Annotated in this window: 12 protein-coding genes; 11 read left to right on the plus strand and 1 reads right to left on the minus strand. The window is 45.9% G+C overall.

Going from position 1 to position 16,156, the window contains the following annotated elements; genetic code table 11:
* Positions 1-162 precede the first annotated feature (162 nt).
* The 3 genes from ABIN22_RS20860 (at position 163) to ABIN22_RS20870 (ending at position 3,333) form a co-directional block, all read left to right on the plus strand.
* Positions 163-621, plus strand: a complete 459-nt coding sequence (locus ABIN22_RS20860) for a hypothetical protein (protein ID WP_330405442.1) — start codon at positions 163-165, stop codon at positions 619-621.
* The gene (locus ABIN22_RS20865) at positions 621-980 is read left to right on the plus strand and encodes a YccF domain-containing protein (protein WP_109733432.1); all 360 of its coding nucleotides are present in this window, start codon (positions 621-623) and stop codon (positions 978-980) included. The genes ABIN22_RS20860 and ABIN22_RS20865 overlap by 1 nt, the downstream gene beginning before the upstream one ends.
* A gap of 202 nt (positions 981-1,182) precedes the next feature.
* Positions 1,183-3,333 (plus strand): Tex family protein, encoded by a 2,151-nt coding sequence (locus ABIN22_RS20870; protein ID WP_346910948.1) that lies wholly within the window; start codon positions 1,183-1,185, stop codon positions 3,331-3,333.
* Between the two features lie 88 nt (positions 3,334-3,421).
* On the opposite strand, the gene ABIN22_RS20875 is transcribed toward ABIN22_RS20870, so the two are convergent.
* The gene (locus tag ABIN22_RS20875) at positions 3,422-3,985 is read right to left on the minus strand and encodes a biotin transporter BioY (protein ID WP_346910950.1); all 564 of its coding nucleotides are present in this window, start codon (positions 3,983-3,985) and stop codon (positions 3,422-3,424) included.
* Positions 3,986-4,241: 256 nt separating this feature from the next.
* Here ABIN22_RS20875 and ABIN22_RS20880 point away from each other — a divergent pair, with 256 nt between their 5' ends.
* From ABIN22_RS20880 to ABIN22_RS20915, 8 genes are all read left to right on the plus strand, one after another.
* The gene (locus ABIN22_RS20880; RefSeq protein ID WP_346910952.1) at positions 4,242-6,200 is read left to right on the plus strand and encodes an EAL domain-containing protein; all 1,959 of its coding nucleotides are present in this window, start codon (positions 4,242-4,244) and stop codon (positions 6,198-6,200) included.
* Between the two features lie 174 nt (positions 6,201-6,374).
* Positions 6,375-7,967: a hydroxylamine reductase gene (hcp, locus tag ABIN22_RS20885; protein ID WP_346910954.1), complete on the plus strand. Its 1,593-nt coding sequence runs from the start codon at positions 6,375-6,377 to the stop codon at positions 7,965-7,967.
* A 162-nt stretch (positions 7,968-8,129) separates the two neighbouring features.
* Entirely contained in the window at positions 8,130-9,974 is a 1,845-nt protein-coding gene (locus ABIN22_RS20890; protein ID WP_346910956.1) for a sensor histidine kinase, read from the plus strand.
* The gene (locus tag ABIN22_RS20895; RefSeq protein WP_118621732.1) at positions 9,971-11,491 is read left to right on the plus strand and encodes a response regulator transcription factor; all 1,521 of its coding nucleotides are present in this window, start codon (positions 9,971-9,973) and stop codon (positions 11,489-11,491) included. The genes ABIN22_RS20890 and ABIN22_RS20895 overlap by 4 nt, the downstream gene beginning before the upstream one ends.
* Positions 11,492-11,523: 32 nt before the next feature.
* Entirely contained in the window at positions 11,524-12,768 is a 1,245-nt protein-coding gene (locus tag ABIN22_RS20900) for an ABC transporter substrate-binding protein (RefSeq protein ID WP_346910958.1), read from the plus strand.
* A gap of 201 nt (positions 12,769-12,969) precedes the next feature.
* The gene (locus ABIN22_RS20905) at positions 12,970-14,238 is read left to right on the plus strand and encodes an extracellular solute-binding protein (protein WP_346910960.1); all 1,269 of its coding nucleotides are present in this window, start codon (positions 12,970-12,972) and stop codon (positions 14,236-14,238) included.
* 165 nt (positions 14,239-14,403) lie between these two features.
* The gene (locus ABIN22_RS20910; protein WP_346910962.1) at positions 14,404-15,309 is read left to right on the plus strand and encodes a carbohydrate ABC transporter permease; all 906 of its coding nucleotides are present in this window, start codon (positions 14,404-14,406) and stop codon (positions 15,307-15,309) included.
* Position 15,310: 1 nt separating this feature from the next.
* Positions 15,311-16,141 (plus strand): carbohydrate ABC transporter permease, encoded by an 831-nt coding sequence (locus ABIN22_RS20915; RefSeq protein WP_346910964.1) that lies wholly within the window; start codon positions 15,311-15,313, stop codon positions 16,139-16,141.
* The last annotated feature ends 15 nt before the right edge of the window (positions 16,142-16,156 follow it).

The following is a 16,156-nucleotide window of genomic DNA, read 5'->3' on the forward strand; positions in this document are numbered from 1 at the left end:
TTGAAACCGTCACCCGATACCGAGAGGTATCCGTATCAAATGAGATGTGCAAGACTTTTATTGCGGCAGACATGTCGTGAATAAGGGTCTTTTTTATTTCACAGAAATCTCTGAAGATACACCTGTCTGCTGCATAAGAAGAGCACCGGAAAGGAGATTCTAATGATGAGAGAAAAGGAAAACATTGTGGAAATGAATGAGGCGATTATCGCCGGGAAGAAAGCCCTGAACAGCATGAGGGCGGCGAAAGAGGCTTTGAACAGCGCTGGAAACTGGGGCGTTGCAGATTTACTTGGAGGCGGCTTCCTTGTTGATCTGGTAAAGCACTCCAAACTGGATGATGCAGGAGAAAGGCTGGAGGAGGCAAGATGTCATTTAGAACTTTTTCAATGTGAACTAAAAGACATCGAACTGCCATATAATTTTACAATACAGATAGATGACTTCCTAACATTTGCTGATTTCTTTTTTGATGGTATTATTGCAGACTGGCTTGTACAGTCTAAGATTAACGAGGCGAAGGATGAATTAAATTACGCGATAGAACGTGTGGAGCAGATGGTTGCGGACCTGATGAAATGGGAGAAGCAGCTGATGCTCGGAAAGGAGGCTGAGGCTTAATGGGATGTCTGGGAAATGTTTTGTGGTTTATATTTGGAGGCTGTATCAGCGGACTGAGCTGGATGCTCGCAGGAGTGTTGTGGTGTATTTCGATCGTCGGGATACCGGTTGGGATGCAGTGTTTTAAGTTTGCGGCACTTAGCTTTTTCCCGTTTGGGAAGGAAGTCCATTATGGCGGGGGAGCGGGGTCCATGCTTCTGAACATTATCTGGATGATCGTATCCGGGATACCGCTGGCATTGGAATCACTGGTTATTGGTGCACTGCTCTGCGTGACAATTGTGGGAATTCCATTTGGAATGCAGCAGTTTAAACTGGCAAAGCTGGCGCTGATGCCGTTTGGATCGGAAGTATATTAAGATAGACAAAACACAGTATGGCTGTAATCTCTGGATGAGGTTACAGCCATACTATGTTTTAGTTTTAGTAAAACAATTTATCATTTAAAGAAGGAAAACATAGGTAAATGTGTTGTAAAGGAAAGGGGATTTCCTGTATAATAGAAAGCGTTATGATTCTTTGAGTCATATGCCAGGAGTAAAAAGGAGAGGTACAGATTATATGGACATTAATCAGAGATTGACAGAAGAACTGGATGTGAAGCGCTGGCAGATAGACGCGGCGGTTAATTTAATTGATGAGGGAAACACGATTCCCTTTATCTCGCGTTATAGAAAAGAAGTGACAGGTTCCCTGGACGATGAGCAGCTTCGAAAGCTGTATGAACGCCTGATTTATCTGCGGAACCTTGAGGAGAAAAAGGAGCAGGTATTATCCAGCATTGAGGAACAGGGCAAGCTGACGGCGGAATTGAAAGCGCAGATTCTGGCGGCGGAGACTTTGGTTGTCGTGGAGGATTTATACCGTCCATACCGGCCGAAGAGAAGGACGCGCGCGACGATTGCGAAAGAGAAGGGGCTGGAGCCGCTTGCGGCGGTGATTATATTGCAGCAGACAAAAGTCCCGCTTGAAAAGGAAGCAGAAAAGTATCTTTCAGAGGAGAAGGGCGTCAAGAGTGTGGAAGATGCGATTGCCGGGGCAAAGGACATCATCGCCGAATCCATTTCTGATGAAGCAGATTACAGAAGCTGGATAAGGAAGATTACGATGCAGAAAGGGAAACTGATTTCTGTGGCAAAGGATGCGGAAGCTGAGTCTGTATATGAAATGTATTATGAGTTTGAGGAGGCTGTCGGCAAGCTTGCGGGGCACAGGATACTTGCTTTAAACCGCGGTGAGAAGGAAAAGATACTGGCGGTGAAGATTGAGGCTCCGGAAGAAGATATTATCCGTTATCTGGAAAAGAAAACGATTATCAGGGAAAACCCGTATACAACACCAGTGTTAAAAGAGGTGGCTGAGGACAGTTATAAGCGTCTGATCGCCCCGGCCATAGAAAGAGAAATCAGGAATGAACTCACGGAAAGGGCCGAGGATGGAGCAATCGAGGTGTTCGGCAAGAACCTGCACCAGCTTCTGATGCAGCCGCCGATTACAGGGCAGGTAGTGCTCGGATGGGACCCGGCCTTCCGTACAGGCTGTAAGCTGGCAGTTGTAGATGAGACAGGAAAGGTGCTTGGCACGACAGTCATATATCCGACAGCCCCGACCACACCGCAGAAGATAAAGGCATCGAAGGACCTTTTAAAGAAGATCATAGAGAAGTACCACATCACACTGATTTCTCTTGGAAACGGGACGGCTTCCAGAGAGTCTGAACAGATTATTGTGGAGCTTCTGAAGGAGATTCCACAGAAGGTCCAGTATGTCATTGTAAATGAGGCAGGAGCATCTGTATATTCGGCAAGTAAACTGGCATCTGAAGAATTTCCTAAGTTCGATGTCGGACAGAGAAGCGCGGCTTCTATCGCGAGAAGGCTTCAGGACCCGCTGGCAGAGCTTGTTAAGATTGATCCGAAGTCAATCGGGGTCGGCCAGTACCAGCACGATATGAACCAGAAAAAGCTGGGTGAATCCTTAAATGGTGTTGTTGAAGACTGTGTGAATAAAGTCGGGGTCGATCTGAACACGGCTTCTGCACCGCTTCTTTCCTACATTTCCGGCATTACGGGGACGATTGCAAAGAATATTGTGACATATAGAGAAGAAAACGGAAGGTTTACGAGCAGAAAAGAATTGCTGAAGGTAGCAAAGCTGGGGCCGAAAGCGTTTGAGCAGTGCGCCGGATTCATGAGAATAATGGACGGGAAAAATCCGCTCGATGCGACAGGCGTCCATCCGGAGTCTTATGAAGCGGCGGAAAAACTTCTGCAAAAGCAGGGATTTAAGCCGGAAGACATTACCGGCGGCAACCTGACAGGGCTTTCTCTGACGATCAGAGATTATAAGGAGCTGGCGGAAGAACTCGGAATCGGAGAGATTACATTGAGGGACATTGTCAAAGAACTGGAGAAGCCGGCACGCGATCCACGTGATGAGATGCCGAAGCCGATCCTGCGTACAGACGTGCTTGACATGAAGGACCTCAAGGAAGGCATGGTGCTCAAAGGAACCGTGCGCAACGTCATTGATTTTGGTGTGTTTGTGGATATCGGGGTGCATCAGGACGGTTTGGTACACATCTCGCAGATCACGGACAGATACATTAAACATCCTTTGGAAGCTGTAAGTGTTGGTGATATCGTGGATGTCAAGGTTATGAGCGTAGATTTGAAGAAGAAGAGAATTCAGCTGACGATGAGAGGCATATAAGTTAAGAATTTTGAGGGCCATCCATACCGGTATAATCCGGTGCGGATGGCCCTCTTTTATGAAAAAACCATTAGTGGACAATCATGTGCTAATTTCCCATGCGGTGAACTGCATTTTTAAGTTTGGGCCCGAGAATGCATGCGACTATGATTTTGATAATGTCGCCGGGCAGGTAAGGCAGGACCCCTACGGACAGGGCGGCGAAGAAAGACAATTCCATCTGTGCCGCGAGCCAGACTGTACCGAACAGGTAGCAGATGAGGGAACCGAGTACCATACCGACAGCAGCGAAGGAGAGCCTGCCCGGAAAATGGTCGACAAAGTATCCGGTGATAATCGCTACAAAAATATACCCGATCAGATACCCGCCGGTAGGTCCGGCAAATTTACCGAGGCCTCCGCTGAACCCAGAGAAAACAGGAAGTCCGACAGCACCGAGCAGCAGATAAATGAGTAAACTGACCGTGCTGAATTTCATGCCCAGCACAAAGACAGATATGTAAATGACAAGGGTGGCCAGCGACAGCGGCACCGGACTGAATGGCAGCGGAATGGTAAATGGCGCCAGTATACAGATGACGGCTGTCATGACTCCTATCAGTGTAAGTTGTTTCGTGGTGACAAATGTTTTCTTGGCTGAAGTCTGTTCCATGTTTGTATTCCTTTCGTGTCTGTTCATTTTTATCTGTTGCCAGTATAAATCAAATAAGGAGAATTGTCAACCACAATATAAATAATGGTTAACAATAAGGGGGGCCCTGCAATGAACTTATATTGGAAATCTACTTAAATAATGAGATTTGTATAAGATCTTACTCCTTTGATAGACAGTAAATTCTGCATATGATAGAATAAAAGAAGTTGTTTATAGAAAAATATTTCATGAGGGGATTGGCAGGTGTATAAGGATGAGGTGGAATATAGCGGCGGAATCTATTTCGCTTGTTATGCTTGGCATTATATGGGTTTATGCCCGTAAAGGGAGTCATCTTCCAACATTAAAAAACAAGATATTTCAATGGTGCCTGCTGGTTACATTCAGCGCGATATTGACGAATATTCTGTCAACAATTATGATTTACCAGTATGAGTATATCCCAATTTGGCTGACATGGATTGTGACTTCGGTCTACTTTGTATTAACGCCGCTGATGGGACTTACTTATTTCTTATACACGGTTTCTGTCATCTATACGGATATGGACCAGGCGAAAAAGGTGATCGGCATTGGACTGATACCCGGTGCCGGATATACGCTGCTGATTTTGGTAAATCCGTTCACACGCAATATATTTGACATCAATTCACAGAACGGGTATTCGAGGGGGAGCTGGGTTTTTACGACCTATCTCGTTTTTTATATTTACTGTCTGGCGAGTATTGTAGTGACTGTCTGCAACCGGAAAAAGATAGAAGCAGAGATTTACGGGATACTGGCTGCATTTCCGGTTCTTGCTGTACTGGTTATCTTTGTCCAGCAGTTGTATCCTGATGTGATTCTCTCAGGGTCGGCGGCGACCTGTGCGCTGCTGATTATTTACCTGCATCTGCAGAATAAACAGATATCATTGGATTACCTGACCAATATACCCAACCGTCAGGAACTGCTCAATATGATTGGCCTGACAATAAAGAAAGCACCGGATAAGGAGTTTTACCTTCTGGTAGTTTCCCTGCGGGATTTCCGCCAGATTAATAACACCTGCGGTCAACAAAAAGGGGATGTGTTCCTGAAAGAGGTCAGCCAGTTTCTGTGCAGGACCGGACCGGCGGGAAATGTCTATCGTTTCAGTGGTGATGAGTTTGCCCTGTTGTTTTTACAGCCTGACAAAGATGAGCTTACACAGTGCATTGCCCGGATTCAGGAACGTATGTCCGGTCCGTGGCAGGTAGATGAGTACCGGTTCGTTCTACCGGCAGTGATGGGGATATTCTATCAAACAGGGGACGAAGACACACTTGAGAAAATCATTAATTCGGTGGAATGTGCGGTTGCCCGGGCCAAAGAAGGAAAGCATGGGCAGGTCTGCTATTGTGACAGGGCGATGCTGGAAAAGCTGGAGAGGAGGCGCAGAATCATACAGATTCTGAAGCAGCAGCTTACGGAACCGGATTTTGAGATGTATTACCAGCCAATTTACTCTGTAAAGAGCGGTGAGTTTTTATATGCAGAATCATTGATGCGGATTCCCAAATCACCGATCGGGCCGATATATCCGTCCGAGTTTATTCCGATTGCGGAGGAAACGGGGCTGATTGTAGATATTACATATATTATGCTGGATAAGGTGTGTAAGTTTATCAACAGGCTGATTGAAACCGGTATCGAGGTAGGGGCGGTCCATGTCAATTTTTCAGGGATTCAGTTTTCAAGACCAGATCTGGCTGACAGGGTGCTGGAGATTGTACAGAAGAACGAGACCCCTATGCCTGCACTAGAGATTGAGTTTACGGAGAGTACTCTGGCCGAAAGCACCCAGGTTGTTACAGATTTTGCCCTGCAGATGCTGGAGCGTGGTATTAAGATGGGACTGGACGACTTTGGGACAGGCTATTCCAATATTGCAACAGTCATCCATATTCCGTTTGGGACAGTGAAGCTGGATAAAAGCCTTGTATATGCGGCAATGAACAGTCAAAAGTCAGCGCTGGCAATCCGGAATCTGACCCGGACATTTAAGGCCCTTGGTATGAAGGTGATCGCTGAAGGGGTGGAGAATGAGGAACAGAAAAATATGGTCGTTGAATTCGGTGCAGACCAGATACAGGGGTTTTATTATGCAAGGCCAATGCCGGAGGACGAGACGCTGGAATTTATGCTGCAAAAAGCAGGTGAACGGAACACGTATAGGAGCAATTCTTTTTAACATATAAACTAAATTATGAAATCCGGTATAGGGACTATGTGGCCGATACCGGATTTTTTTATCTGTTTTAGAATCTGTTGTTTTAACAACATACTTGAATCAAACATCGTACTATACTGGGCATGTAACAGTAATGAGAGATATTTTCTAATCTTAATAAAGGAGATGTGTAAAATGGATGATAAAATGTTTTGTTTTCAGTGTGAGCAGACAGCCGGATGTACAGGGTGTACAGGAAATGCAGGAGTCTGCGGGAAGACGGCAGGAAATGCAAAACTGCAGGATGAACTGACGGGGGCTCTGATCGGACTTGCAAGGGCCTGTTCCGGTAATCCCAGGACAGACAAAACGGACCGTCTGATTCTGGAAGGATTATTTACGACAGTTACGAATGTAAACTTTAATGACGATACACTCCGTGAAATGATCACGAGGGTAAATGAGGAAAAAGCACATGTTGTACCCGGATGTGCGGAATGTCCTTCCAGATGTGGAAACATAGACAACTATGATATGTCACGGCTCTGGAAGGCAGATGAGGATATCCGTTCTCTGAAGTCCCTGATCCTGTTCGGTATTCGAGGCATGGCGGCTTATGCTTACCACGCTATGGTTCTGGGATATACAAGTGCGCGGGTAAATGAGTTCTTTTATAAGGCACTGTTCGTTCTGGCGGAAGACTGGAGAATGGAGGAACTGCTGCCCTTAGTTATGGAGGTTGGAGAAGTCAATCTGGAGTGTATGGAACTGCTTGACCGTGCCAATACAGAGACATTCGGAACGCCGATCCCTACAGAGGTGCCGCTGACGGTCGAGAAGGGGCCGTTTATAGTAATCACAGGACATGACCTCTATGATCTGAAGCTATTGCTCGAACAGACGGAAGGGAAAGGAATCCATGTGTATACACATGGGGAAATGCTTCCGGCCCATGCTTACCCGGAACTAAAAAAGTATCCGCACCTGAAGGGAAACTTCGGCACGGCATGGCAGAACCAGCAGAAAGAATTTGCTAATCTTCCGGCTCCGGTTTTATTTACAACAAACTGCCTGATGCCTGTGAAGGACAGTTATTCGGACAGAGTGTTTACGACAGAGGTAGTCTCTTATCCTGAAATGGTGCATGTGGGAGATGAGAAAGATTTCACACCGGTGATCGAAAAGGCGCTGGAACTTGGCGGTTTTTCAGAGGATACAGAATTTACCGGAATAAACGGAGGCAGGACAGTGCTGACAGGATTCGGGCATGGCACCGTTCTGAGTGTGGCGGACAAAGTGATTGAGGCTGTAAAGGCAGGGGAGATCAGACATTTCTTCCTCGTGGGTGGATGCGACGGCGCGCGGCCGGGACGGAATTACTACACTGATTTTGTGAAAATGACTCCGAAGGATACGGTCGTTCTGACGTTGGCATGTGGCAAGTACAGATTCAATGATCTGGACCTCGGGACGATTGGGGGCCTTCCGAGGCTCATGGATATGGGACAGTGTAATGATGCCTACAGTGCGGTCAAGGTTGCGGCGGCACTGGCAGAAGCATTTGAATGCAGCGTGAATGACCTGCCGCTGTCAATGATCCTGTCATGGTATGAACAGAAAGCGGTCTGCATACTGCTGACACTGCTGCATCTTGGGATCAGGAATATAAAACTCGGGCCGACACTCCCGGCTTTCATTTCCAGAAATGTGCTGGATTATCTGGTTGATAATTATAAGATTGCTCCTATAGGTGATCCTGCTAAAGATCTGGAAGAGATATTGGGATAGTAAGGTAGATAAGAATAGGGAAAGACGCGGATAAGAATTCGGCGTCTTTTTTCTATGAAATCGGAATGGAGCCGACGAATATGAAAGGTATCTTGAAAAAACGAGTTGTACAGCATATAATTGTATCAGCATGATCCGAAATAACAAGAAGTGGAGCGGCCTATGAAGCAAAAGACAGGTTTTCTGCAGTGGTTTAAGAACCAGAAGCTAGGCAAAAAAATACTTTATACATTTATCCCTGCCACGGTCATTCCGCTTTTGGCAGCTCAGGTGCTGATGCTCTATGTGATTTCAAACAATATGGAGCAGAAGGTTGATGACCTGATGGTGAGCCAGCTTGCACAGATTTCGGAGAGAACAAATTTGACGCTGGACGTATATACGAATCTGGTCTATCAGATTTATTCGGACAACCAGATTATAGACGGGGTGAATGCATATGAAGAAGCTGAGCCGGAAATGCGTGCAAGGGCATATCGCGAAATCTGTGACCGGATACAGCAGTATGGTATTTCCACAAGCGGGATCGAATGCATCAGTATCATTTTAAAGGATGGAGATGATATTACGTATGATTTCGGACTGGCATCCGCGGTTGATAATCTTTGGAACAGTTATACAGATAAAAGGAATATAGAGGCGTACAGGCAGGCACAGGAGGACGAGTCTAATATGGTAATTCTGCCAACGGAGCGTATTCTGCGCGGCGGTCAGGAGCAGAGGATTTTCCATATCTCGAAGCAGATGTATGATTTTAAAAATATACAGGAGGGCTTCATCGGGACGATTGTCATGAGTATCAATGAATCGGTACTGAACGCCGTGTGCAGCACCGCGCAGGAGGGAGCGGATGTATATACAATTAATTTCATCACGGACAAGCAGGGAAATGTGCTTACTTACCCGGATTCCTTTTATTCCGGAATTACATTGACAAAAGACAGGACAATCAAGACGTTTGTGGAAAATACAGGAGAGCTGAAAGGGAAGAAAATAGCGGTTAACAGCTATAAAGATGAAAATCTGGGGTGGATTTTCTATAATGCATATGACAAAGACTATATTTTACGTGATGTCAGGCATATTCAGTATCTGACCATCCTGATCGGGGCGGTTCTTTTTGTTGCATCCATCCTGCTGATCCGCTACACGGTCAGCCTGATTGAAAAATCTACCAGAAGCATCGTAGGAGGAATCCGGGAGGTACAGCAGGGAAATCTGGATGTGCAGGTGACCGTTGATAGTGAAGATGAGATGGGGCAGATTGCGGATAATTTTAATACGATGACGGGAAAGGTCAAGGGGCTGATTGAGGAGGTCAGGGAAGTTACCGAAAAGCAGAAGGACGCAGAAATCCGTGCACTGGAGGCACAGATCAATCCCCACTTCTTATATAATACACTGGATTCCATTAATTGGATGGCGATTGAAAAAGAGGAGTATGAGATCAGCAGGATGCTGAGAAACCTCGGGGTGATCTTACGATACAGCATTAGTAAGAGCAATAAGATGGTGACGATTGGGGAGATGGCTGACTGGCTGGAAAAGTATATAAGTCTGCAGAGAATGCGTTTTAACGATGCCTTTATCTGCGAAGTGCATGTGGATAAGGCGGCGGAAAAGGTGAGGGTGCATAAGCTGCTGATCCAGCCTTTTGTAGAAAACGCAATTATTCATGGCTTTAAAGGAATCGAGAGCGGAGGTATTCTCAGGATCGACGTTATGCGGTCAGAGGAGAAGGATGAGCTGGATATTATTATAGAGGATAACGGAAAAGGAATGCCCCGCGAGATGACACAGAGGTATAATAATCCGGAAACTGCTGTAACAGACGATGGCAGAAGCATCGGACCGCATAATGCATTTACGCGTATGCGTATGTATTACGGGGAGAGCGTTTCATGGGATGTGAGCAGCATCTCCGGGATGGGTACGGTTATTACACTAAAGATCCCGATACAGGCACAAGCATCCGGGACAGCGGATAAAGAGGGGGGCGAAATATGAGAATTGTAATCGTTGAAGATGAAGTGAAAATCCGTGAAGGCATGGGGAAGCTGATCGGATCCCAGACGGAACATATCGTGCTGGGAGAAGCGTCAAACGGAGAAGAAGGACTCGAGATGATTCAGCGGTTCAAGCCGGACCTCGTGATTACAGATATCCGTATGCCTAAAATGGACGGTCTGGAGATGATCAAGGAACTGTATGAGAGGAAAATACCGGTACATACGATTATCTTAAGCGGCTATTCGGAATTCGAATATGCACAGAAGGGAATACGCTACGGGGTCGATGATTACCTGCTGAAGCCTCTTGCGGCGGAAGATGTGCAGGAAATGCTGGCAAAGATTGATGAAAGGATCAGGAAGGAAGAGCTTACCAATGGCACGCCGGAGTTGTATATCAGAAATTTGATTTCGGGGGAAGAGAAGGAGCAGAAGAACTGTGAGATTCTGACAGATATATGCGGATTCCCCAAAGAGGGTGATTATGTGCTGTTCGAAGGATATATCGGTTCAGCGCCGGCATCCTACAGGGACGAGATGGAGCATTCACTGGAACAATTGAAGGATAAATACCCAGAGTTGAAAATCTATTATATTTATATTGAAAATACTCAGAAAGCCTATGTTGCTGCTTACGGGGAAAAAGATACGGGCCGGATTCCTGCTCTGGAAAAGTCTTTCTATAACAGGCTGATTCTTTGCTGTATGAATAAGCCTGAACGGGCGCTTTGGTGCAGACAGCGCTTTAGTAGGCTTAGCGGGCTGAAAAAGGCGGAGGAACAGCTAAGTGGTATGCTTTCTTATGCGCTTGTTCTTCAGCCGGAAGGGTGGCTTGAACCAGAGGACTGCTTACAGTACTGTCCACAGCCATTCACGGCTCCTACAGAGATTTATAACCGGATACGCAATGCAGTCTGCCAGGGGGATACGGACGGACTCTTAAAGAGTGCGAAAGACTTTCTGGATTATATGGAAAAGGGACGGTTTGAAGTGGCGGAAATATACAGGGCATTTTCGAAAAGCTACTATTTAATCGCTGATACGCTGCAGGATATAGACCCCTCTCTTTACGAGCACCTGAAAAACGGGAATCTGCTGCGTAATATCGAGACAGCTGTGACATGGCGTGAACTGGAGTATGCTTACCGTGATCTGATACAGGCTGTGACATCGACGAAATCAAAGCGTGAGGACATCAGTAATTATGTCATAAAAAAGGCAATCAGCTATATTCGTGAAAATTATCAGACGGGCCTTACACTGGATGAGGTTGCATCTGTTCTGGAGATTACTCCTGAATACTTAAGTACACTGTTTAACCGGGAAGTAGGAATCAATTTTTCCACATTCCTGAAGCAGTTCAGGATGAGCCATGCAAAGCGGCTGTTAAAGGGAAGTAATATGAAAATATATGAGATTGCAGGAGCAGTCGGGTACAGCGATCCAAAGTATTTCCAGCGGGTATTCAAAGAAGAGATTGGTATTTCGCCCGGGGAATACAGGCAGATGAATTAATGTGTGGGACCAGCGCATTCGGGGAGGAATTTATGAAAAGTAGTTTAAGGAGAGTAATGGCCTGTGTATGTGCGGCCGGCCTTTTTTGTTTTACGGGGTGTGCCGGCCTTCCAAATGAGGGAGAGGGACGAGGGACTGTAAAGCGTGAGGAACTGGTGCTGTGGACTTACTATGAGACCGAAATGCAGAGAACAACAATGGACGATCTTACTGCCGGATTCAACAAGTCTCAGGATCAATATCATTTGACATGGGAATATCACGGGCCGGTCACAGAATTTAACAAAAGGCTGGCAATAGGGATGACACAGAATCAGCTGCCGGATATGGTGATCCTTGATAATCCGGATATGCCTTCTTATGTGAAAATGGGGAAGCTGGAGGATATTACAGATGCAGTAAACACGATAGAGGATCTGGACCAGTATTTTCCCAGCAGCATGGAATCCGTGGAGTACGGCGGAAGATATTACGGACTGCCGTTTTGCTGTAATAATGTTGCGTTGATTTATAACAAAGATATGCTGAAAGAGGCGGGGGTGAATGTACCGGAGACGTGGGAAGAACTGAGGGCGGCAGCGGAAAAACTGACAGTGCCGGGGCGGTATGGATTTGCCATGTCTGCAATCAGTGGGGAACAGGGAGCGTTCCAATTTGGAACATACATGCTTTCGGCAGGAGATGATCTGGGGCAGGCAGGCGGGGAGGGAACGTTAAAAGCTTTCCAGTACATACAGGATATGGCCGAAGAGGGACTGATGTCGAGAGACTGCGTAAACTGGTCACAAAATGATGTAGCCAGAACTTTTATTGCAGGAAAGTGTGCCATGATGGAAAATGGACCGTGGGTTTTCCCGGAACTGGATGAATCAGGGATTAACTATGGGATCGCCGTTTTTCCGTCCAACCAGAGAGCTATGGGCCTTCTTGGGGGAGAGGACATCGCAGTGCTGAAGGGGAAGAATGTGGAGGGGAGTATCGCTTTCCTGAAGTATTACAGCCAGATTGACATTATGCTGAATGCAAATCTCAGAGCAAACTCCCTTCCGCCGAGACTGGATGTGGCGCAGCTTTTTCTGAAGGCGAAACCAGAATATAAAGTGATACTGTCTCAAATGGAACACTGTATATCAAGGGCAGGCTATACCGACTGGTCGAAGCTGTCCCCGCTGCTTTCAGACGGGCAGTACCGCATTATTACAGGAGAAAGCACTCCACAAGAGGTATGCACAGAGATCAGGCAGAATATGGGAGGAGAAAAAGATATAACGGATTGATGTTCCTGGGAAAAGGGGGGCTGCGGATGTTCATTCTGCAGTCCCCTTTTTCCGGCATATGCCTTCTGCAGAATTTCAGTTTCAAAATTCAGTTGAAAAATGTCCACCTTGTTTAATTATTTAGACTACGAAAGGATACATGATTTTCTTATACTCTATTTAACAGCTACAGAAAAATGATTCAAGAAAGGGAGAGAAATCATGAGAAATAAAATTGTAAGTGCGCTTCTGTGCCTGACGATGGCAGCAGGATTAGTGACAGGATGCAGCGGAGGAAACAAATCTTCAGATTCTTCATCAGACGGCAAAAAATCCGACGGAGGGAAAGAAGAAGTTGTGATCTGGGATTATTTTGAGACGGATGCCCAGAAAAGCATGATGGAGGAGATGCTTGACGGTTTCAACAGTTCACAGGACAAGTACGAGGCAACTCATGTCTATGTTCCGTTTGCGGATTACGAGAAACAGCTGACACTCGGCATGGCATCCGGAGAACTTCCGGACCTGGTGATACTGGATGGATGCGGCATGGCATCATTCATAGAAATGGACCTGTTCGGCGACGTATCAGATGCAGATATTAAATGGGATGAATATCTGGAAGGACCGATGGAATCTACAATGGCTGACGGCAAACATTACGGCATTCCGTTTGCAACAAACTGTACCGCATTGTTCTACAATAAAGATTTGTTTGATGCCGCAGGTGTTGCTTATCCGGATGAGAATACAACATGGGAAGATTTCCGCAAGATGGCTCAGACACTGACCAAAGATGGAGTGGCAGGCTTCGGAAATGCAGCGACGGGAACAGATGAAGGAACATTCCAGTGTCTGCAGTGGTTATATACGGCAGGCGGGGATTATCAGAATATCGGGGACGGAATCGACGCTTATAAGCTGATGCAGGAAATGGTGTCAGAGGGCTCATGGTCTAAGGACTGTGTAAACTGGACACAGTCAGATGTTAATAATAATTTCGTGGCAGGCAATCTGGCAATGCAGCAGAACGGGCCGTGGCAGATTCCGGGTATTGAAAAAGATGCACCGGACTTAAACTACGGGGTTACGGTTCTCCCGAAAAAAGATGCAGCATCAGGACAGGCAACTTCTATTCTGGGCGGCGAGAACATGGGTGCAGTAAAACAGGACAACATGGACGGCGCAATTGCATTCTTAGAATATTATGACCAGACAGATGTCATGGTAGCTGCAATGAAAGAGTATGGCTCATTCCCACCGAAGACAGAAGCAGCACAGGATTCCTACTGGACAGATGACCCGATCCAGAAATCATTTATCCAGCAGCTTGATACTTCCATTCCGAGAGGACCAAGCGCATCCTGGCCGGCATACTCAGATGCAATCCAGACAGGTTTTCAGGAAGTGATGACTTCTGCAAAGACACCGGAGAAAGCGGCAGGAGATACCCAGGCGGCAGTCGATAAGGTAAAAGCATCAGAAAAATAATGATGCTCAGGTCCATCAGTGCGGGAAGGCAGTACAACTGCAGAATAAAATATCATAGAGGGACAGGTGACCCCTGTCCCTTTTTTAAAAAACGGAGAATGTAAAACGGAGCTGTCTGCTTTGTTTTTCAGAATCCTGTTCGTGAATCAGAAAGGATGAGACAAAATGAAAAAAGGGAATCGCACCAGTATGAAGGCAGGGCTTTTATTTGCACTTCCTGCAGCTTTATATATGCTGGTATTCGTAGGATATCCGATGATACAGAACTTTATCCTGAGCTTTAAAAATGTTGACGTATATACGTTTGCTGATGCCTCCAAACAGGCTTTCGTAGGATTTGACAATTATAAAGAACTGTTTGCAGGAGAGAATGCCATCCTGACGACAGCTATCGGCAATACGCTGATCTTTACCGTGGCATCAATCTTCTTTCAGTTTTTCATCGGATTCGGTCTGGCGCTGCTGTTCAGTAAAAAGTTCAAGGGAAGCTCCTTTTTCAGAGGGGTTACGATGATATCATGGCTGCTCCCGGTTACTGTTGCCGGACTGCTGTTTAAGTTTATGTTTGCAAGTAAGGGCGGTATTATCAATCAGATATTTATGTCACTGCATTTAATCAATGCACCGCTGGAATGGCTTCTGGAGCCAAAACTTGCAATGGTTGCGATCGTGGTTGCAAATATCTGGATCGGTATCCCGTTCAATATGATGCTTTTAATCACAGGACTTACGACCATACCAGAAGAAATCTATGAAAGCTCCAAATTGGACGGGGCGAATAAGTTCCAGACTCTGTTCAAGATTACGATCCCGATGATCCGGCCGGCAATCATGTCTGTGCTGACACTCGGATTTGTCTATACATTTAAGGTGTTCGACCTTGTATGGGTTATGACCAAGGGCGGACCGGTGAATTCAACAGAACTCGTATCTACATATGCATATAAGTTATCCTTCGAACAATTCCAGTTCAGCAAAGGTGCGGCAGCAGCCAATATTCTGTTCCTGATTCTGTTCGTAGTGGGTATTTTCTATATAAAATTAATCAATGATGAGGATGAGGTGATGTAAGATGAGGAATGAGAAAGGAAATTGGAAATTTTTTATTATTGGTGCAATTGTATTTGTCATCTTTATCTTCCCACTGTACTGGATGGTAGTTACAGCATTAAAGACGCAGGTGGAAATCTTTCAGATCCCGACACCGCTCTGGCCAAAAGCGCTGACGTTTGATGCCTTCGCGGCCCAACTTTCCTCTTCCAGTGATACACTCCGGGGATTTAAAAACAGTCTGATTATCGGCTGCGGGGCAACTATCATAGCTACGATTCTTTCCATTCCCGCGGCTTACGGGCTGGCAAGATTTAAATTCAGCGGCAGAAAGGTACTGATCCTTTACTTTCTGATGACACAGATGCTTCCGTCCACGCTGATACTGACTTCTCTGTATATTATGTTTTCAAAAATGGGGATTTTGAATTCCTATCTGGCACCGATGCTGGCAGACGCTACTTTGGGAATTCCGTTTAGCATTATTATACTAAGGACATATTTCCTGTCCATACCGAAGGAACTGGACGAGGCCGCAAAAATCGACGGATGCAACAGCATAACCTCGTTTACAAAAGTCATGCTGCCGATTGCAAAGCCGGGTGTAGTTGTAGCCGCCGTATTCTCATTTGTATATGCATGGGGTGACCTGATTTATGGTATTACATTCATAACAGATCCCAATAAACGGCCAATTACATCCAGCATTTACAATTATGTACAGCAGTACCAGACGCTGTGGAATGCGACGATGGCGTTCGGAATCATCGCAATTCTGCCGATAGTACTGATATTCATATTCATGCAGAAATACATTGTAAGCGGTCTGACGAATGGGGCAGTTAAAGCATAATGAGGAGGAATTGAA

It is taken from the genome of Faecalicatena orotica (assembly GCF_905197545.1).
In the GTDB taxonomy this organism is placed as follows: domain Bacteria; phylum Bacillota; class Clostridia; order Lachnospirales; family Lachnospiraceae; genus Faecalicatena_A; species Faecalicatena_A orotica.

Excerpts from the sequence above, each read along its gene's own strand:
- ABIN22_RS20860 (WP_330405442.1), top strand. The coding sequence starts at position 163 with ATGATGAGAGAAAAGGAAAACATTGTGGAAATGAATGAGGCGATTATC.
- ABIN22_RS20865 (WP_109733432.1), top strand. The coding sequence starts at position 621 with ATGGGATGTCTGGGAAATGTTTTGTGGTTTATATTTGGAGGCTGTATC.
- ABIN22_RS20870 (WP_346910948.1), top strand. The coding sequence starts at position 1,183 with ATGGACATTAATCAGAGATTGACAGAAGAACTGGATGTGAAGCGCTGG.
- ABIN22_RS20875 (WP_346910950.1), bottom strand. The coding sequence starts at position 3,985 with ATGGAACAGACTTCAGCCAAGAAAACATTTGTCACCACGAAACAACTT.
- ABIN22_RS20880 (WP_346910952.1), top strand. The coding sequence starts at position 4,242 with ATGAGGTGGAATATAGCGGCGGAATCTATTTCGCTTGTTATGCTTGGC.
- hcp (WP_346910954.1), top strand. The coding sequence starts at position 6,375 with ATGGATGATAAAATGTTTTGTTTTCAGTGTGAGCAGACAGCCGGATGT.
- ABIN22_RS20890 (WP_346910956.1), top strand. The coding sequence starts at position 8,130 with ATGAAGCAAAAGACAGGTTTTCTGCAGTGGTTTAAGAACCAGAAGCTA.
- ABIN22_RS20895 (WP_118621732.1), top strand. The coding sequence starts at position 9,971 with ATGAGAATTGTAATCGTTGAAGATGAAGTGAAAATCCGTGAAGGCATG.
- ABIN22_RS20900 (WP_346910958.1), top strand. The coding sequence starts at position 11,524 with ATGAAAAGTAGTTTAAGGAGAGTAATGGCCTGTGTATGTGCGGCCGGC.
- ABIN22_RS20905 (WP_346910960.1), top strand. The coding sequence starts at position 12,970 with ATGAGAAATAAAATTGTAAGTGCGCTTCTGTGCCTGACGATGGCAGCA.
- ABIN22_RS20910 (WP_346910962.1), top strand. The coding sequence starts at position 14,404 with ATGAAAAAAGGGAATCGCACCAGTATGAAGGCAGGGCTTTTATTTGCA.
- ABIN22_RS20915 (WP_346910964.1), top strand. The coding sequence starts at position 15,311 with ATGAGGAATGAGAAAGGAAATTGGAAATTTTTTATTATTGGTGCAATT.